This is a genomic window from Microcoleus sp. B5-D4 (assembly GCF_036705145.1).
Taxonomy (GTDB): domain Bacteria; phylum Cyanobacteriota; class Cyanobacteriia; order Cyanobacteriales; family Microcoleaceae; genus Microcoleus.
The window spans coordinates 1-19072 of record NZ_JAUBTV010000114.1; the positions used below are offsets into that span (position 1 = coordinate 1).

Below are 19072 nucleotides of genomic sequence, written 5' to 3' on the forward strand. Positions count from 1 at the left end.
TGTTCCACAAGAAAATTTATATTTTGTGGAACAGGCATCTTGCCTGTTCATAAAAAGCTAATTGAGAATGGTGCAACCTATGAGTTACATCCGTTACATCCGTTATAGAATCCGTTGCCGAACTTCCTTCTTCCCTCTTCCTTCTTCCTTCTTCCCTCTTCCTTCTTCCTTCTAAAACACAGTCCCGTCACTTTCAATCTGAATTGGCGGCACTCCACCGGGCCTCAATTCGCCCGCAATTTTCCGCCCCGCCGCCCAAGTTCCTCCTTGCAAAATCTTCACCAGCGGCAATTGATCCGCACTCAAATGCAGCTTTTCTCGAATAGCTGCGGCAATTTTATCTAAAAGATTGACAGTGAGCGATCGCCATTCCACTATAACTTCCGAACCAGGCAAGTAACTCTGCTCAAAAATAGCCGAATCTTTTGCCCGCAGCAGCCCGATATCCAAACACAAACCGCCGTTGCGGTACTCCGGCAATCCCGTTAACTCATCCAATCCAGTCACTTCTAAACCAAGTTCCGGCAGCGGTTCCAACAGCGAATAAGTCAACCACTGCGACAGTTTGTGAAACGGCACCAATTCATCGCCGAGATTTTCTCCTGTTAAAGCCGGATGCCGCCAAACATCGCCTAAATTAACACCACCAATTGCATATCTTCCCGGCCAAATTTCCCCAAAACCTGTCAAAACAGCGCTCAATACGACCGCAGCCTTCACAGTTTTGCCTCCCGAAACCCCACTGTCGAGCAAGTATTTTGCCAAATTGCCGGGACGCGGGTTTTCGCTACCAAATAATAATGGATGCTGACAAATCGCCTTTCCCAAACGCTGCAATAATTCTAATCTTCCTGTTAAACCAACTAGCGGATTGTCTCGACTTACCTGAAATCCAGCAGCTAAGGTTTCTAGTTTTAATTGAGAAAGTCCGCGAGAATCAGCTTGCCAAGGAAAATCGGGATTGCTGGAAAAAACACCTTGACAAAACATCCGCAAGCTGGCTATTGCTAACCCTTCAGAACGGCGGTAAACCTGTCCGGTTTCAGGTTCGCAATACTGCCAATCTGCACCAGCACCGGCATCGAGCAAAACGCTGATAATTGCTAAATCAAATTTGATTTTAGCTTGCTCTATGAGTGCAAATTCTCCTAAAACTGCATCTAATTCAGCGATTCGCGACAGGTTGCCGGCTTCAAAATGTCGCCAGCGACTGTGAAAGGGAATGTTAAAATCAGGATACTGTTGGCGCGTTGTGTCAATTACATAATTTGCTGCTTTGTCGAGTTGGGATAAATCGACGCGGAAGTAGCGAAGTTTGTCCTGGCTGGCTAAATCAAAAAGCCGATCGCACTTTTGGCGAATAGCAGCCGGGGTTCTCAGATATTCTACAGTCTCAAGTTCAATATTGTGCAACTTCATACAACCAAACAGCGGTAAACATCGTTTTCTTGAAAAAAGTCAAACTGACTGTAATCTAAAAGATTATCTAAAATCGCATTTTTATCGATCTTGATCAGCTTATATTCCCACTTCGACCCGCTGACTTCGCGTTTTATGTGATCGGAAACTATGACCGAATTTCTTTCTCTACCCGGACATACTATTTTACTTAAATCTTCCAGCCTGTCGGCTATGTGAATATCTTTTCCGTAAGTGCAAGACCTAAATATATATAAATTTCCCTTAGCCACTCCCACCGACAAGCCACAAGGTATTTGATTGGCGTTAATAAAAAGTTTCCAATTCTCGCACAGACTTTCCATTGCTGCTAAGGCTGAGTGAGCTTCCGGGAAAGTCAACAAATGCGAATCACCAACAATACTCCGAATTGTGCCGCCGTATTCTTCGCAAATTGTTTTTTCAAAAGTATCAAAGTTGGTGAGCAAATATTCCACATCTTTGATAGAATTAGATTCTTGATAAGCTATAAACCCTCTCAAATCTGCTTTAATTATTGCTTGATTCTTGATGATTCGCGTTTTGTAACTTTGGTCAACTTTGTATACTTTTTCAGGTTCGCTCATCCCTTTCAAAGAAAACTCGTTGACAAAAGACGTTTGCACTTCTGCTTTGTTGAGCGACAGCCATGCTGCTTGGGACAAATATATTTCATCTGGCGGAGTTACTGATTCTATGCGCGCTGTTAAATTCACCGTATCGCCAAAGATATCTTTATCTTGATGCAAGACATCTCCTAATGTAATAGACACACGAATAGCCAATCGTTCGTCGTTCGCCTTGCTAGATTGTTGCGCTCTCAATTCTTGCTGCATTTCTATGGCTGCTACAGCCGCTGCTGTGACGCTAGGAAAAATTATCCAAAATGAATCACCTTCCCCTTTAATCACGCTGCCTTCATTTCTGGCGCTAATATCTGAAACAAAAGTTTTATGCTCGTTTAACAAACTACTCAAGTCCGACTGAGATAATTTTTTAACTCTGGCGGTATATCCGCAAATATCTGTTTTTACGATCACACTAGAACGCAAATTAGCCATAACCTACCCTGACTGATCAAAAACCAGCAATAAATTTCATTTAGCAAAGACGCGATTGTTCGCGTCCCATCGGTCGCGTCTTTGCCCTCTTAATCTCCTAAATCGCGTCCGATCGCTCCTGCAAGAATTGTAGCATCTGGCACAGGGTCAGGCGTGTAGTAGCCGGCGGCTTTTTTGGCGACGATTTCGACTTGTGCGTCTGCGGGAATCCAATCTTCAGGAATGGGGATGCGATCGACCACCTGAATGCCAGAATTGATAATCGCATTGTATTTCATATCGCTCATAGAAACTAAACTGTCAATGCGAGAGATCCCCAACCAGTGCAGCACGTCTGGCATTAGTTCTTGAAACCGCATATCTTGAACTCCCGCCACACATTCAGTGCGCGTAAAATAGGCATCAGCGCGATCGCCACCTTCCTGCCGTTTTCTGGCATTGTACACCAAAAACTTAGTCACTTCCCCCAAAGCTCTCCCTTCCTTGCGGAAGTAAACAATTACCCCAGAACCGCCGGCTTGTGCCGTTTGGATGCAAATTTCCATCCCGTGTACCAAATAAGGGCGACAAGTGCAGATATCGGAACTGAAGACATCAGAACCGTTGCATTCATCGTGTACCCGTACCGCCAACTGCTTATCCGGGTCAGAAATATTCGCGACATCGCCAATAATATAAACCGTAGTTCCGCCAATTGGTGGCAAGAAAACCTGTAAGTCCGGCCGCGTCACTAAATCCGAGAACATTCCGCCTGTTTGCTCGAACAGGACACGGCGGAGAACGCTTTCTTGGGCGCCGATTCGCCTAGCAATTCCCGGCAAATACCACACTGGATCGATCGCAATTTTAGTGACTGCTAAATTACCGCCTGCTTTGACAATTTTGCCATCAATTTGCACCCGCCCCTTAGCGATGGCATCTTGCAATTCTGGCATATTAATGTGAGCTTTAGTGACAGCAATTGTCGGGCGAATATCATATCCCTGCTGGAGAAATGAAGTATAAACTTCGCTAACCAAACCCCCAAACGGATCGAGAGAAACAATCAAATTGCGATCGCCCCAACTCGGGTGCGGCCCGATGTGTGCGGCCGGAGAGGTGTTGGTAAAATCGGGGCGGTGATCTGCTTGGAGTGCGCCGTTCGCAACTGCTAGCGCGCGATAAACAGAGTAGGAACCCGAATGAGTGCCGATCGCATTCCGGTGAGACGATTTGGTGAGGCTACCAATCACAGGCCCCCGTTTCAGGGGATCGATTTCTCCCCAGTAAATGGGATGAGGTTTTGTGCCGGATCTGTCGGGATGGGATGTTAAAACTATATGCTTGGGTTTTGACACAGTTTTTTTGGGATCTTGCTATGGATGCTGCTGTTAGTTGAAAGTGAAATTGCAATTTGAAGCAGTGATTTATGATAGCAAAAGGATTCAGGCTCTGGAAGTATCCGGCATAGCAAAACTCGTGAAGCTGACTTGCGCGGTTTCTTCAAAAATATAAAAATTTTATATTTGTGCTTCAGCGATCGGGGCTGCACTACCAACAACAAAGCTACATATTTAATTCAAGTTTCTTTAGCGATTCTATTTCATTTGTGCATGAGATTTTTTTGAACTAACCACAGAGGGCGCAGAGGACGCAGAGCCTCTATAAAATATAGAAAGAGGAAAAGAGAGATGTTCACAATTCCTGCAAGGGTTGCTATAGTTACAACTGGTAGTGCTGAATTATCAAGAAAATACATACTAACTCACAAAATTAATGTTGCCAAGTACATCTAATTATTTGCTCAAAAATGGTCGCGTACCCGCGTCTCTTCTAGAGATGAAATCGATCGCCTCGTCAGCTTCTACTGTGGCGACAACGGGGAGTGAGAACAATTTTTGTTTGGTGGATTTGGAAATTGCGGCAGGGGCGATCGCCCAAATTATCCCAGCAGGTACAAAACCTGTCTCCTCCTCTGGAGATATCCCAGTTATAGATTTGCAGGGCGGCTTAGTTTGGCCTTGTTTTGTGGATATGCACACCCATTTAGACAAAGGCCACATTTGGGAACGATCGCCCAATCCCGATGGAACTTTTGCCAGCGCGATCGAAGCGGTAGGCGCTGATGCCCAAAAAAACTGGAATGCAGAGGATGTTTACCGGCGAATGGAGTTCGGCCTCAAGTGCAGCTACGCCCACGGAACCAAGGCTATCCGCACTCACATCGACAGCGCGGGCGAACAGGGAACCGTTAGTTTGGGAGTATTTGAAGCGCTGCAAGCCGAATGGGGCGATCGGCTGATCTTGCAAGCCGTTTCCCTGGTTTCCCTCGACTATTTCCTGACACCAGCCGGCGAAAAATTAGCCGATCGCATGGCCCAAACCGGCGGCATTCTCGGCGGAGTCGCCTATATCAACCCCGACTTAGACAAACAACTCGATCGAGTTTTTGCCTTAGCCAAAGAACGAAATTTAAACCTCGACTTCCACACCGACGAAAACGACGATCCAGAATCAGTAACACTGCGGGAAGTCGCAAAAACCGCCATCCGCCATGAATTTGGGGGTCAAATAATCTGCGGACACTGCTGTAGTTTAGCCCGACAACCGTCAGATTTAGTAACAGAAACTCTGGAATTAGTCAAGGAAGCAAATATTGGCATTGTCAGCTTGCCGATGTGCAACCTTTACCTGCAAGACCGAAAATCTCAGCGTACACCGCGCTGGCGGGGAGTGACACTGCTGCACGAACTCAAAGCAGCAGGAATTCCCGTTGCAGTTGCTAGCGACAATTGTCGCGATCCGTTTTACGGATTTGGCGATCACGACGTTTTGGAAGTCTTTAATATGGCAGTCCGCATCGCTCATTTAGATAGGCCCTATGGAGACTGGCCCTGTGCAGTGACAAAGACTCCAGCCGATTTAATGGGATTGCCGAATTTAGGACGAATTGCAGTGGGTTTACCAGCAGATTTGATTTTGTTTAAGGCGCGGAATTTCAGCGAATTGTTATCTAGATCCCAGGGCGATCGCACTGTTTTACGGCAGGGCATTAAAATTGATACAACTTTGCCCGATTACCGCGAACTCGATGATTTATTAGCAACTGAAATCTGACATTTTGTACGAATATCAAGAACAGGCTCTCCGGCCTGTTCCACAAAAGATGAATTTTCTTTCTACTCGTTACTAGGCAGAGCCGGGAACCAGTTAATTGAGTTTTGTGGAACGGGCCGAAGAGCCCGTTCTTGACAATGGTGTAATATGTAGGTTTCAAAAAGCATTTAGCCTTGGTATATTGTCAAATTGCAACTAATTTGATATAAATATAAAAGCTAATTCGAGTGAGGATGTTTTAAGTGAAAGCAGTTATTTTATTGTCGGGAGGGCTAGATTCCTCAACAGTTTTGTATCAAGCCAAAGCCGACGGCTGCGAGTGTTACGCTATTTCCTTTGACTACCAGCAAAGACATCGGCGGGAGTTGGAATCAGCACGGGCGATCGCACTTTCAGCGGGTGTTAAGGCACATCAGATAGTAAACTTTGACTTAACACTGTGGGGCGGTTCGGCTTTGACGGATAATGAGATGGAATTGCCGATCGATCGCAATCTTGCAGAAATGTCCCAAAACATCCCAATTACCTACGTTCCTGCCAGAAATACGATCTTTCTCAGCTTTGCCCTCGCCTACGCAGAAACTCTAGAAGCCGATCGCATTTACATCGGTGTCAACGCTTTAGATTATTCTGGCTATCCCGACTGTCGCCTCGATTACATCCAAGCCATGCAGGAAGTATTTCGGTTAGGAACAAAGCAGGGAAGAGAAGGAGAACCTATTAATATTGTAACACCTTTGATTGAACTTAAAAAAACCGAAATTATTCAATTGGGCAATAAGTTGGGAGTACCTTGGGAGCAAACTTGGTCTTGCTATGCAGGCGGGGAAAGTGCGTGCGGCGTTTGCGATTCTTGTCGGCTGCGGCTGGCTGCTTTTGAGGAATTGGGCTTGAAAGATCCGGTGCCTTACGCTTAAATATGACTTACGCACGACGGCCCAGAAACCGGGTTTTTTCGAGTCTCTTCGCTTCCGCCCGCCGAAACGGTAAAAAACCCGGTTTCTAAGCATCGCAGCGGGTGGTCAGAAACCGGGTTTTTTCGCAAGAATATATTACAGATGGCAGAAACTGCCAAAAACCCGGTTTCTTGGGTTTTGATGGGTAAGTCCTGCATGACTAAAATTTTTAAAATTGATTCTTAGTTAGTTTTGAATCATCCGAGTGCTTATTTACCTTCCGGCTCATCCTCAACTTCCAGTTGACTCTCGTCTTCCTGTCCGAACGTAATTTCATTTTGCAGCGAATTCAATGGGACTAAAAGCAGATCAGCTATTTGCGATTGTCCTCTAGCCCTGTAGATATCTATCGCTTTCTGAAAATCTTCTACTCCCCCCTGTTTTTCTCCAATTACAGCTCGCATACGAGCACGGATAATATAAGCTTCTACAAAATCCGGATTAAGATTAATTGCTTGAGTAAAAGCTTCAGCAGCTTCCTTATACAGTTCTTTGCGACCGAGGTCGAATCCTTGTTGATAAAGTTCTTGAGCTTTCATAGCATTTCTTAATTTCTGCTGTTCATCGCGCTTGCATAAAGGATCGAGCCTGTTGACTTTACCTGATGAATCAAGTATAAAGCACCCTGGTTCTTCCTGGGCATTCGCTACAGTCTGAAAAAGAGGTAGACTAATTATTGATTGTTTTTTACAAGCTAAAAGATATGTCTATTGAAGAGCGCCGAGGTATTGAAACAATTGACAGAAACCAAAATCTACTTCTCGTTCGGGCTCCTATTGAGTCAGTGGCGGAAAAATTTAGTAGGGCGAGACGTGCAGATGTTTGGGAACGGGATATCTACGATCGCGAAATCGAAATTACCACCGAAAGCTATATTGTATTTCAGTTCCGAGGACATCATTGGACGATCGTTGAGCAACTGAATCATCATCCCGGTTCCCTTGTATTTGGAGAAGGAGATGCTATCACCCTTTCCTGGTTCCTATCCACTCGCGCCATCTACTACAAATGCAGCGACACTTGCGGTTATATTGGTTATAACTGCTACGACAGAGGTGCATTTGCAGAGATGCTGTACTTTGAAGCAGAAATGGATCTCCTATTCCTCTCTGACTTTCGTGAGGTTAAAGCTGAGGATATTGACGATGCCTTCAACTTTACTTTCGCTTTTATGCAGGAGCAAGATATCTATATTCCCTACGTATATTACGAAAATGTGAAGGTTGGCGATCGCATTAATTTACGCCCCAAAGGCCCGACGTTAGATGATTTAGTACGCAGCGACTTCGAGCGAGTAGATTATCTAGGTATTCGCTAAAATATTCTCAACTAGAAAATTTGGCCACACTACTCACCCCGCTATTCTTTCGCCCTTTCCCCACAACTTCCTCATCCGCTGCTGCAATTCCATCTAAAGTTCGATCGCCCGCAGCCCCTTCCAACAAGTGAATTTGAAGTTGATCCAACCGCGGCCCGGACACAGAAACAACCGTAAGTTCCACATTTTCGCCCCGCCAAACTTCCCCAGCAGCCGGCATTCTTTGCAACTGATAACTCAGAAAACCTCCAATTGTCTGATATTCGTCAGTTACTGGCAAATCCAAATTCAATATTTGATTCACATCATCTAAATTTAACTGCGCTTGCACTAAATAAGTGCGATCGTCCAATACTTGCAAAGCAATTTCTTTATTGTCGGGCGACTGGTAAGTGCGGCCGATAATTTCCGCGATCAAATCCCTCAGTGTTACTAAACCGGAAATGCCGCCAAATTCATCAACTACGATCGCAATTTCTTCCGACGAACTCTGCATCAAAGGCAGCAGTTCCCCCAGCAGCATCATCTCCGGCACAAACCTCACCGAACCCATCCAAGTTACAATTGGCGTGTCGGGAGATAGCAAACCTTCAGCTAGAGGTTTCGCAAGTTGTTTGAACCCAATAATGCCGATAATGTCGTCTAAAGAATCTCCCGTCACGGGATAGCGGGAATGGTTAGAAATCGCCATTTCGTCGAGCAAAGTTTGAAAGGTTGCCGTCTTGGGAAGTGCGACAATGTTAGGCCTCGGCACCATTACTTCTTCTACCCAAACTTCGCCAAATTCAAACACGTTGTTGAGCAATTCTCGCTTTTCTGCTTCCAAGCCGCTGGATTCGCTGGAAGTAGCGATAATTAATTGCAGTTCTTCGGGAGTAACCGGGCGATGCCTTAGATCGTATTCGATGCCCGCCAACCGCAAAAGCGATCGAGTAGATTGATTGAGAAACGACACAAAGGGCTTGAACACACGGGCAATCAATAAACTCGGAGGCCCTAAACTTCTGGCTAGCTGTTCGGAATGCAGCAACGCTACAGATTTGGGAAAGAGTTCGCCCAGTACGATTTGCAGGTAAGCTAGCAACAAAAAAGTTACTATTGGTATGCTAAAAGAATGGGCGATCGCCGACTTGATGTAAATTGGCAGTGGCAAATAGCCGATCGACATTCGGACTAGCACGGCGATCGTACTTTCCCCAATCCAGCCGAGAGCTAAACTAGAAAGAGTGATTCCCAACTGCATTGTCGAAAGCAATCGCTCAATACTTTGCTGCAAAGATTGCACCGTTTGAGCTGCCACGTCGCCGGCATCCACTAACTGATTGATGCGCGATCGGCGTACCGTCACCATCGAAAACTCAGCCGCCACAAAAAAAGCATTAATCGCAATCAGCAACAGCACTGACAGCAACCGCGACAGCACCTCTGTCAAACTCATCGCGGGTAAATCAGATATCTCCTGCACTCTCGCCCCTAAAAGTGACACAATGCTCCCTAAAAAAACTTTATCGATCAAACCTGAGAATCCCTCTGCAGGTTTGGTCTTCTTTTATTTTACTTCGCCACTGGAATGCCAGATATTTGCAACTGAAGTTTTTGACCTGGATAATCTGTCAGCGTCAGCGAAACTTCCTTAGCATTTTCTAGCAAAGCTGTGGGAATACTCACCGTACCGTAAAACACCTGCCCGTTGGGGGGGAGTTCCGAGGGCAAATCCTCGGCAGTCGCGCTCAGGGCCCGGCCACGATCGTCAGTGACGTTCAAGAAACTGTAGAGAAACCTCACAGCTTGGGAGCCTTCATTTTTCATGCTCACGTCTAGCAGCATGGAATTGTTGCGCTGACTGGCCGCGCTTACCTCCAGGGTTATTCCCCCGTCGCGACTGTTCAGGGGAAACTTGGCGCTGGCATTTTGTGCAGCCGGTTTTTTGGCCGCGGCTGGTTTAGAGCTTGCCTTCTCTGTTTTAGTATTTGCCCCGGCCGTTTTTTCGGGATCGCGACCTTCTACCCGTGCTTTGACGGTTGTGAGAATGTCTTTTTCTTTCAAAATGCTCACTTGGTCTTTGCTAGCCTGAGTTCCCTGCTTGCCGCTGCCAGCATTGTTGCTGGGACGAACATCGGGTTGAGTCGTTCCTTGCAAGGCTTCGCGACCTATAGTAAATCCCCAAACAGAACTCGTCACGCCTGCTCCAAACATGAGAGCGAGCAGAATTAGAGTCAGAACTACCGTCGAATTCACTGCCATTGCCTATAAGTTTATGCCGAGTCCTAGAAACTGCTTTGTCCGGTCGATCGGCTTGCCTAAGATTGGCTAACAGGCGATCGGGACTCAGCAGATCTAAAGATTTTGATTTTTGTTCTCTAGTTCTAGCACGGACTGAGAAATTATGTTATAATTCATTTTGAGTTAGATCAAAGAAATTGATTTAACGGCAGTTGGCCGAGCGGTTTAGGCAGCGAACTCATAATTCGCCCCAGGCAGGTTCAACTCCTGCACTGCCGATTTAACATTAATCATGACGCTCCGCGCTCTGGCTAAAAACCAGGTGTCTTCCCAGATACAAGTCTTGGACGCATGGGGGGCTAGAAACCGGGTTTCTACGAAAAATTTGCGACCAGTAACGAAAAATATACGAAGAAACCCGGTTTCTGAGGTCGCAAGTGCGATCGCCAACTAGAAATTTGGTCGATCGCGAGATCCTGAGATCGCATTCGACTCGGAAAATTATTATTCTGATGCAAAGGTCAACGAGATCAACCCTTAATCAATTCCACATTATATCTGCTCGCTTCTGAGATGGCGGGCGCGGCGCGGGGACGATGATCGTACAGCACTCCAAAAATTATTATTCTGATGCAAAGGTCAACGATATCAACCCTTAATTAACTCCACTCCGTCGCGCCCGTCGATATCTTGAACGTAAACCTTAACTTGTTCTTCCTTTGCAGTCGGCAACTTTTTACCCGTAAAATCCGGCTGAATCGGTACTTCTCGGTGGCCACGATCGACTAATACCGCTAACCAAATTTTCTCCGGCCGCCCGTAATCGTTTACCGCATTCAAAGCCGCTCGACTCGTTCTGCCTTTATATATAACGTCATCTACCAACACCACGGTTTTGCCCGTCAAATCGAAAGGAATTTCTGTTTTAGCCGGTGTCCGCATCGCAACTCGATCCAAGTCATCTCGGTAAAAGGTAATATCCAAAGCGCCCACGGGTACTTTGACTTGTTCGAGGACTTCAATTTGATCTGCCAAAATTTGAGCTAAAGGCACTCCTCTACTATGAATGCCCAACAGCACTAACTCCGAGGGATTCCCTGATTTTTCGACAATCTGGGAAGCGACGCGGGTGAGAGTACGCCTCACTTCATCAGGGGATAAAATTTGGATAATTTTAGTCATGGGTTGCTGCGAGCTAATTGTTGGCTGTTGGCATATCGAACAATTTGAGATTTGAGATTTGAGATTTTAGATTGACTTGACAGATGAATCTGGGGGTTTGAACAAAGGTCAATCGATTTTAGATTTTAGATTTGAGATTTTAGATTTTAGCATTGACTTGCGCGAGATAAATTGGGGGGCTTGTTGATCGGATACAGGTTTTTTATTTCTGGACGGATGAATCACGTGGCGGGTATCCTGGATGCTTGATTGTCAAAACTTTTTTTGCTTCTGTCGGTGGCTTATATCTGTCTTCTGCTGGGCTTACCCAGAACGGATGAAAAGCAGATGCTGCGATTGCAATGCTTGGAGCGCGAACAATGACAGAAATAGGTTATTTATGCCTCCTGGACTGTTCGGGTGAGGTCATCAGTTAGCGGCTCAAACATAATAAGGTATAAAAAAGCAATGATAGTCCCAACCAAATCAGAAAGCAATACCGAGTTAATTGCAATGCTTGGCAAATTAGCGGCGCTGCGATCGGGTGAACCGGCTCGCCTAACAGCGGTTTGTGTTTGAGAACTCCGCGATAGGAATTGGTACCTCCTAGTTGTACTCCCAAGATGGCGGCGTAAACGCACTCGCTCCAACCGGAATTTGGACTGGCATCTTTAACAGCATCTCTCTGACAAATTTGCCAAATGTAAATCGGTTTGCCAGAGATAACGGCTAAAGTAATCACTGTTAGCCGGCAAGGAATCCACGTCAGCACGTCTTCTAGTTTGGCGCTAAACCATCCTAAATCAGTGTAGGGCGCTTCTTTGTAGCCGATCGTAGAATCTAATGTGCTGGCTGCTTTGTAAGCGATCGCCAGGGAAACCATCGCACTCGCCCACATCGAGTTAGGATCGATCGGCGCAGCGGTAACACTTAATAATAGATGCGGCAGAGCGAACCCAAGTAAGGCATAAAATAGCGGTGCTGTCACACCATCGACTGCATTCTCTGTTACAGTTTCTAACACTGCTCGCAAAATTTCTGGCTCGGATAAGTTTTCGGTATCCCGGCCGACGTAAAGGCTCAACCTTTCTCGCGCCTTGACTAAATCTCCAACATTTAAAGGTGCTAGCACATCCTCTGCTGCGGCCCTCAAACTGCGACCTGCAAAACAGCTTGCCAGCAAAATGGTCTGTATGGCAATACCTAAAAGAGGATGCACCCAACTAGCAGCTTGGACGATCGACCAACTGACAGTATAACTGCCTACAATCAGCCCGATCGCTAGTATTGTACCAGCACCTCGTAGCAGCAGTTTGTGCCGATCGCCAGCGGGACGATCCGCTGCTTCAGGCATTTTGCCTGGGGGATTATTCCATATATTAAAGACAAGTCGAGTATAACGGTCGATCGCCCAACCCATCGCCTGCACGGGATGTGGCCAACCCCAAGGATCGCCGATCGAATAATCTAATACCGCAGCTAACATCAAAACAGGAAATTCATCCGGCATCATTATATATTGTGTCAAACTTGATAGTCCGGCCGAGCAGGAGCGATCGTCCGGGTAGCGCCGGTTTTAACTGCTGCTACCTTTGGGGACTTTAATTTTTTAGCAGCAATTTTAACTGCTGAGATTACTTTCGTCGCCCAGCAAGTGTACGTTCTCCTCCCAATTAACACCGTCAAAGGGTAGAATCTCAAAGTGTTTGATGGCATCGTCGTCAAGACAGCGGACGTTGACATCGAATTGATCGGGATGCGATCGGGGGCGATAGAACGAGTGAATGCCGCAAATTCGGCAGAAAGTATGTTGAGCAGTTCCTGTATTAAATGTATAGGTGGTCAAAACATCTTCGCCACTGAGCAAGGTAAAACGTTCCGGCGGCACAATGAGGTGCAAAAATCCCTTCTTTTTACAGATAGAGCAGTTGCAATCAGATGCTTCGTGTTTGTCAACGGCGACACGGAAGCGGACAGCTCCGCAGTGACAGCCACCAAAGTAAGTAACAAGTGTTGCGTCCATGTGTGCTTGCTGGCGATCGAATGAATGAACTTACCATTTAAATGATAAAGCTAGTTTCTTCCCCAAGAGCCGCTTGCCAACTGCGGACATCATAGTATAAGTCTTCGAGGGAAATACTGTACAGCGCTTCGGCAAGTTTTTTGTGCAATCGGTTCCACAAACTGAATGTTACCCAGTCCTCTGCTTGCGTCGCGTCGGGAAAATGTCGAGGTAAAGGTTCAATAGTTTCACCTACAGCCTCTAAGATTTGTCCTAAAGAGATTTGAGCGGGCATCCGGGCTAATTGATATCCACCTTGGGAACCCCGAACAGATTGGACTAAACCGGCTCGTCGCATTTCAATCAGCAATTTTTCTAGATACGGAGCAGGTAACTCCTGTCGCTTCGCTATCGATTTCACCGATGTCGGGCCAAAGCGAGGTTGCAAACTTAGATCCAGTAATGCTTTGACACTGTAGTGTCCGCGTGTGGTTAACTTCATGGGATTTTAAGAGCGGGGCAAATATTCAGCTAGCTGATAGCTGATAGCTTATGCTACCGAGTTTAGAGATTGCTCGCACTGGCTGCAGCTACTCCTCAAGAAAGACTGCAGGTTGTTAAAAATATTTAGATAATAGTGGTTAACAATTGAGCCGATCGGTGTAATATGGTTTTACGACCAGCTATAAAGCTAAAGTTTCTTGGTCAAACCAAAAACCAACCGAGAAAAAATCCGTACACCAGTTGAATATTTCAGGACTCAGTAAATGGCTAAAAAGAAAAATATCGAACCCCTTGAAGGCGAAGATCTGATCAAAAAGGTCAAAGACCTAGAGAACCTTACCAAGGAAGAAAAAGCTAGAGCCTGTGGCTACTACACCGTTACCAAGAACGGCGTAGAACGGGTCAACATGATGAAATTCCTGAATGCGCTGATTGATGCAGAAGGCATTCAGCTAGACGGGAAGCAAAACGGCAATGGACGCGGCGGACGCTCTGCCAGCTATCGGATTAGCGTTCAATCTAACGGCAACTTACTGATTGGAGCCGCCTACACGAAACAGATGGAACTCCAGCCAGGAGATGAATTTGAAATCTCTCTGGGACGCAAGCACATTCACCTGCGCCAAATCGATCGAGAAGAAGAAGAATCCTAGGCTTTTACGACTTGCTTTGACTTCTTGCTTGAACAGGTTGGTTTGACTTCAAGCATTGACTGCAAGCAGAGAGTTGGCTCTGAAATCTTTCTGTGAGCCTAAAAAAGTATGGCTTCTATAGATGGCAATGGCTGGACAAAAGCCACTGCCACTACTTTATATTTTCCGAGAATACCTATTCTCGCCCCTCGCTATATCCGTTTGGACAAGCGGGGGATTTTCCGCGTAGCTGTTAAAGAGAAGTTCGGCAACGGATTGTGTACCGGGTGTAACGGATGTAACGCATGGATGTTCATCAAGGGATTGTATAGCGGATTTAACGGATGAATGTTGAGTTTCGATGGTCGAGGTTCCAGGCAAGAAGCAGGTTAGGTTGAGCTACGAAACCGAACAAAGCAAGAAAATGGCAGAGGTATTCTGGGCCAAGAGTGCGTCATACCAGTTTAAAAAAAAGAATGCAACTGTCGGCAAACTCCAAAGCACGAGCTTCCTCATTCATCGCCAATTATTTAATCTAAAATCTAAAATCTAAAATCTAAAATTGTATAAGTCTCGTGGTTGCTCCTGATGTGTGTCTGTGTGGGAGGGGTTTTGAGGGCAAGGAAACACCTCGATCGCCCGTGAGTGAAATTACAGGCTAGAACAGTTAAAGTGTTAGGGAGCAATTAGTCACCAGCCTATGCCGTTGCCCCGATTCGCGAGCAAAACTTCTCAACACCAAATAAAAATCCCCCTGCGTCACCTTCTAGTGGCCTCTTTTGTGCTGCAAATCGTCGCAGCCGTTGGGATTGTCGGGTATCTGTCTTTTCGCAACGGAGACAAAGCAGTCGAAGAGCTCGCCGAGAAATTGATCGCGGAGACGGGAAAGAGAGTTGAAGAAAAGCTGATTTCTTTTCTCGAACCTACCCAGTGGGTAAATCAACTTAACGCCTCGGCGATCGAGCGCGGTGAATTAAACTTACACTTAGAAAAGCCGCAGCCTCGGGGAGAGAAGTTCCTCTGGCAACAAATGCGATCTTTTAAAAGCATTGAATGGATATCCTTCGGTGCGGAAAAATCAGGAGAATATCTCGGCATTTGGCGCAACCCCACGGATCACAACTTGCAAATTGTCGCGGCAAACAAGTCTACCAACTTTCAGAACATATACTACGCTACAGACGGCAACGGCACTCGCACCGCTAAATTAAAGGCAGAACCCAGAACCTACGATGCCCGTCTCCGCCCCTGGTACAAAGAAGCTGTCGCAGCTAACAAACCGATTTGGACGAGCATTTATCCGGGTTTTACTCCTGGGACTGTTTTTATTGCTGCCAGCCAACCGATTCGCGATCGAAATGGTAAATTGCTGGGAGTTAGTGCCGTAGACTTTTCGCTCTCGAGCCTTCAGCAATATCTCCATCGCATCAAGCTTAGCAAAACGGGACAAATTTTCGCGATCGAACGATCGGGCTTGCTGGTTGCCAGTTCGAGTCAAGAATCACCCTTTAGAAAGATGTCGCGAAAGCAGCAACTGCAGCGGGTGAATGTTTTAGACAGCCAAACTCCTATCATTCGCACCGCAGCTAAATATTTGTACGAACACTTCGGGGGCTTTGGCGAGATTAAGCAGCGGCAGCAACTGAAATTTAGCCGAGATGGGCAGGAATATTTTGTGGAAGTGTTGCCGTTTTCTGATGTTTACGGTTTGAACTGGCTGATTGCGATCGCAGTTCCCGAATCTGATTTCATGGGGCAAATTAACAAAAATACGCGCACTACAATTTTACTTTGTTGGGTGGCGCTGCTGCTATCGACAATTGCTGGAGTGCTGACAGCTAGGTGGGTAACGCTGCCGCTGCTGCGGCTCAATGAAGCAGCTAAAGATATTGCCGCCAGAGAGTTCGATCGCGCTGTTACTGTCAGTAGGCTTGAGGAAGTCGGCGAATTAGCGCAGTCTTTCAACGAGATGGCTGCTCAACTGAAAAAGTCTTTTCAAGCTTTGGCAGAAAGTGAAGAAAAATTTGCCCAACTGGTAGAAAATTTGCCTGTTGGAGTCTCGGCGATGAATCCGGGCGGCGCAGTTATTTTCATGAATTCGGCGGGAGAGCAAATATTGGGTAGGGGAGAAATGCCCGATGCTACCGCACAAGAGCTACCAGAAGCTTATCAAACTTATATAACAGGCACTAATCAACTGTACCCGGCCGAGCAAATGCCGTTTGCACGGGCGTTGAGTGGCTTCGAGGTGATTGCGGAAGATATGGATATTCGCCGAGACGGGAAAAATATTCGTTTGGAAGTGCGAGCGCTGCCGGTGTTTGACGGTGCGGACAATATCCTTTATGTTCTTAATGTTTTTACAGATATTACGGCTCGCAAACACGCAGAGCAAATATTGGCTGACTACAACCGTACCCTCGAAATTGAAGTAGTCGATCGCACGATCGAGCTAGCCTCGATCAATGCCCGCTTGCAGCTCGAAATTGAGGAGCGCAAGCAAGCTGAAAAAATTATCCGTCAAGAGCGAGACTTTAACTTAAAGATTATCGAAAATTCTCCGATTTTTTTTGTGGCGATCGACTCTGCGGGTAAAATCCTGCTGGCGAATAACAGTATGCTGGAAGCTGTGGGCTATACTGCCACAGAAGTTGCAGGCAAAGATTACTTAGCTACATTCGTACCCCCAAGCGATCGAGCCGGATTACATTCGATTTTTACGGGCGTAACAGCGAGTGAGCAAACGGTTAACGAACATCGCATTCTCACTTCTGACGATCGGACTTTGTTAGTCGAGTGGCACGGCACACCGGTGCTCGACGAAGGTGGCAGTCTGGATTTCTTGTTTGGATTTGGGATTGATATTGGCGATCGTAAACAAGCACAATTAGCCTTGCAAAAAAGCGAAGCTCTGTTTCACAAATTAGCGAACACTGTTCCGGGAGAACTTTACATATTCGTGCAGCATCCCGACGGATCAGTCAAGATGGAATATATCAGTCCTCGATGCCGAGAAATTCAAGAATTAGAGCCGGAGGAAATCCAGAACAACTCTGCTTTACTCTACGAACAAATGCACCCGGACGATCGATCCAGTCACTTCGAGGCAATTGTCAAAAGTGCCACTGATCTAGAACTATTTTCCCACGAGTGGCGGATTGTGACAGCATCGGGAAAACTCAAATGGCTGCAAGGTTATTCTCGACCTGAATTGCGCGAAAATGGAGATATTGTCTGGCACGGCATAATCATTGATACGAGCGATCGCAAACAAGCAGAACAAGAACTCCAACAAGCCAAAGAAGCCGCAGAAGCTGCCAACAAAACTAAAAGCCTCTTTCTCGCCAACATGAGCCACGAATTGCGAACCCCCCTCAACGCCATTCTCGGCTTCGCTCAGTTAATGGAACCCAGCGCTAATTTAACTTTGCCGGAAAAAGAAAATATCCAAATTATTCGCCGCAGCGGAGAACACCTGCTCCAACTGATCAATCAAGTCTTAGACTTATCTAAAATTGAAGCTGGACGCATGACACTCAACGCCAAACTTTTTGACTTGTACCGCTTGCTGGGGGACGTGCAAAATATGTTTCACATTCCGGCAAAAAATAAAGGATTGCAATTAATTATTGACTGCTCTTCCGATGTTCCCCAGTACGTGCAAACTGATGATGTTAAGTTGCGACAAGTGCTAATTAATTTATTAGATAATGCGGTTAAATTTACCCCTTCTGGTTCAGTTTTAGTTACTGTGGGGCAGAATAAAAAACAAATAATTAAGCCTATATTGAACGAAAGTTTTACTTCTGTGGAACATCAAAAAACAGTCATTATTTCCTTTGCAATAGCCGATACAGGAGTTGGTATTTTCCCGGAAAAATTAGAAAGCATATTTGAATTATTGGTGCAAACTTCATCAGAAAAAAAAGTTCAAACAGGTACGGGTTTAGGATTAAACATCAGCCGCGAGTTCATAAGATTAATGGGCGGCGACATTACCGTCGAGAGCGAAGTGGGACAAGGGACTGTCTTCAAGTTTGATATTCAAGTTGTTACCGCAACGGGTGCTGGTGAAGTCATCAATAAATATGTTGAAGTCAATGATTTATCGCCGAGTTCAAGTATGGTACAAGAAAAAATATCTGATAGTGCTGCAATATTTACGCTGGACTCCAAGCCGAAAGTTTCCCCAGAATGGGCGAGAACTCTAAAACAGGCAGTCCGTGAGGCTGACTTCGATTTGATTGCCACAACTATTGAGGAAATCGGCAGCGATAATGATGTTTTTGCGGAAGTTCTGATGAATCATCTATATAATTTTGATTATCAAAAAATACTAGATTTGATTGATGAAATTGAGCTGTAGGTTGCGCCGAAGATTAACTTATACAGCCTTTCTCAGTAACAGTGCGGTACGGTTGAGAATTGTCAGGTAATCAGTAGACAAGAGTGCCTAAATTTTTGATGGATAGACAAACCAAACCGCAGATTAAGGCAGATGAACACAGATTAACGCAGATAATTTCTATATCTGCGGGCTATTGGCAATAGATATGGAATTGCTCGCCCGCGTACCTCACGAAAGTTGAGAAAGGCTATATAATAATTATTATTGTTGATTTGCAGCTAATAATTTAGGAATGAGAATTAAATAACTTCCACAAGTTTGTGGGATGGGCGTC

Annotated in this window: 16 protein-coding genes and 1 tRNA gene; 7 read left to right on the forward strand and 10 right to left on the reverse strand. The window is 45.8% G+C overall.

Annotated elements, in window-relative coordinates; all coding sequences use genetic code 11:
- Positions 1-171: 171 nt before the first annotated feature.
- The 3 genes from QUB10_RS30980 to QUB10_RS30990 form a co-directional block, all read right to left on the reverse strand.
- Positions 172-1419, reverse strand: a complete 1248-nt coding sequence (locus QUB10_RS30980) for a URC4/urg3 family protein (RefSeq protein ID WP_333206991.1) — start codon at positions 1417-1419, stop codon at positions 172-174.
- Positions 1416-2498: an adenylate/guanylate cyclase domain-containing protein gene (locus QUB10_RS30985; RefSeq protein ID WP_333206992.1), complete on the reverse strand. Its 1083-nt coding sequence runs from the start codon at positions 2496-2498 to the stop codon at positions 1416-1418. The genes QUB10_RS30980 and QUB10_RS30985 overlap by 4 nt, the downstream gene beginning before the upstream one ends.
- An 89-nt stretch (positions 2499-2587) precedes the next feature.
- On the reverse strand, positions 2588-3835 hold the full coding sequence (locus QUB10_RS30990) for a GTP cyclohydrolase II (RefSeq protein WP_333206993.1): 1248 nt from the start codon (positions 3833-3835) through the stop codon (positions 2588-2590).
- 418 nt (positions 3836-4253) lie between these two features.
- Between QUB10_RS30990 and QUB10_RS30995 the strand changes: the two genes are divergently transcribed.
- Both QUB10_RS30995 and queC read left to right on the forward strand, forming a co-directional pair.
- Entirely contained in the window at positions 4254-5594 is a 1341-nt protein-coding gene (locus QUB10_RS30995; RefSeq protein ID WP_333206994.1) for a cytosine deaminase, read from the forward strand.
- Positions 5595-5836: 242 nt separating this feature from the next.
- On the forward strand, positions 5837-6511 hold the full coding sequence (gene queC / locus QUB10_RS31000) for a 7-cyano-7-deazaguanine synthase QueC (RefSeq protein WP_333206995.1): 675 nt from the start codon (positions 5837-5839) through the stop codon (positions 6509-6511).
- A 248-nt stretch (positions 6512-6759) separates the two neighbouring features.
- On the opposite strand, the gene QUB10_RS31005 is transcribed toward queC, so the two are convergent.
- Positions 6760-7089 carry a hypothetical protein gene (locus QUB10_RS31005; RefSeq protein WP_333206996.1) on the reverse strand — a complete coding sequence of 110 codons (330 nt, stop codon included), beginning with the start codon at positions 7087-7089 and terminating at the stop codon, positions 6760-6762.
- A 164-nt stretch (positions 7090-7253) separates the two neighbouring features.
- On the opposite strand from QUB10_RS31005, the gene QUB10_RS31010 reads away from it, so the two are divergent.
- Positions 7254-7868: a hypothetical protein gene (locus QUB10_RS31010; RefSeq protein WP_333206997.1), complete on the forward strand. Its 615-nt coding sequence runs from the start codon at positions 7254-7256 to the stop codon at positions 7866-7868.
- Positions 7869-7875: 7 nt separating this feature from the next.
- Here the strand turns inward: QUB10_RS31010 and QUB10_RS31015 are convergent, their stop codons facing one another.
- Both QUB10_RS31015 and QUB10_RS31020 read right to left on the reverse strand, forming a co-directional pair.
- Positions 7876-9354, reverse strand: a complete 1479-nt coding sequence (locus QUB10_RS31015) for a hemolysin family protein (protein WP_333206998.1) — start codon at positions 9352-9354, stop codon at positions 7876-7878.
- Positions 9355-9422: 68 nt separating this feature from the next.
- Complete coding sequence (locus tag QUB10_RS31020) at positions 9423-10112, reverse strand: hypothetical protein (protein ID WP_333206999.1); 690 nt, start codon at positions 10110-10112, stop codon at positions 9423-9425.
- Positions 10113-10297: 185 nt separating this feature from the next.
- On the opposite strand from QUB10_RS31020, the gene QUB10_RS31025 reads away from it, so the two are divergent.
- Positions 10298-10370: transfer RNA gene (locus tag QUB10_RS31025), tRNA-Ile, on the forward strand.
- A gap of 369 nt (positions 10371-10739) precedes the next feature.
- On the opposite strand, the gene pyrR is transcribed toward QUB10_RS31025, so the two are convergent.
- The 4 genes from pyrR to QUB10_RS31045 all read right to left on the reverse strand — a co-directional run bounded on the left by pyrR (position 10740) and on the right by QUB10_RS31045 (position 13756).
- Complete coding sequence (gene pyrR / locus QUB10_RS31030; protein WP_333207000.1) at positions 10740-11273, reverse strand: bifunctional pyr operon transcriptional regulator/uracil phosphoribosyltransferase PyrR; 534 nt, start codon at positions 11271-11273, stop codon at positions 10740-10742.
- A 412-nt stretch (positions 11274-11685) separates the two neighbouring features.
- Positions 11686-12765 (reverse strand): adenosylcobinamide-phosphate synthase CbiB, encoded by a 1080-nt coding sequence (cbiB, locus tag QUB10_RS31035; RefSeq protein ID WP_333207004.1) that lies wholly within the window; start codon positions 12763-12765, stop codon positions 11686-11688.
- Between the two features lie 108 nt (positions 12766-12873).
- Positions 12874-13275, reverse strand: coding sequence for a GFA family protein (locus QUB10_RS31040; protein WP_333207001.1), 402 nt, complete (start codon positions 13273-13275; stop codon positions 12874-12876).
- A 37-nt stretch (positions 13276-13312) separates the two neighbouring features.
- On the reverse strand, positions 13313-13756 hold the full coding sequence (locus QUB10_RS31045; RefSeq protein ID WP_333149870.1) for an Rrf2 family transcriptional regulator: 444 nt from the start codon (positions 13754-13756) through the stop codon (positions 13313-13315).
- A gap of 265 nt (positions 13757-14021) precedes the next feature.
- On the opposite strand from QUB10_RS31045, the gene QUB10_RS31050 reads away from it, so the two are divergent.
- The 3 genes from QUB10_RS31050 (at position 14022) to QUB10_RS31060 (ending at position 18756) form a co-directional block, all read left to right on the forward strand.
- Positions 14022-14411 carry an AbrB family transcriptional regulator gene (locus QUB10_RS31050; RefSeq protein WP_015179394.1) on the forward strand — a complete coding sequence of 130 codons (390 nt, stop codon included), beginning with the start codon at positions 14022-14024 and terminating at the stop codon, positions 14409-14411.
- A 108-nt stretch (positions 14412-14519) separates the two neighbouring features.
- Positions 14520-14738 carry a hypothetical protein gene (locus QUB10_RS31055; protein WP_333207002.1) on the forward strand — a complete coding sequence of 73 codons (219 nt, stop codon included), beginning with the start codon at positions 14520-14522 and terminating at the stop codon, positions 14736-14738.
- Positions 14739-15171: 433 nt separating this feature from the next.
- On the forward strand, positions 15172-18756 hold the full coding sequence (locus tag QUB10_RS31060) for a PAS domain S-box protein (protein ID WP_333207003.1): 3585 nt from the start codon (positions 15172-15174) through the stop codon (positions 18754-18756).
- Positions 18757-19072: the final 316 nt, after the last annotated feature.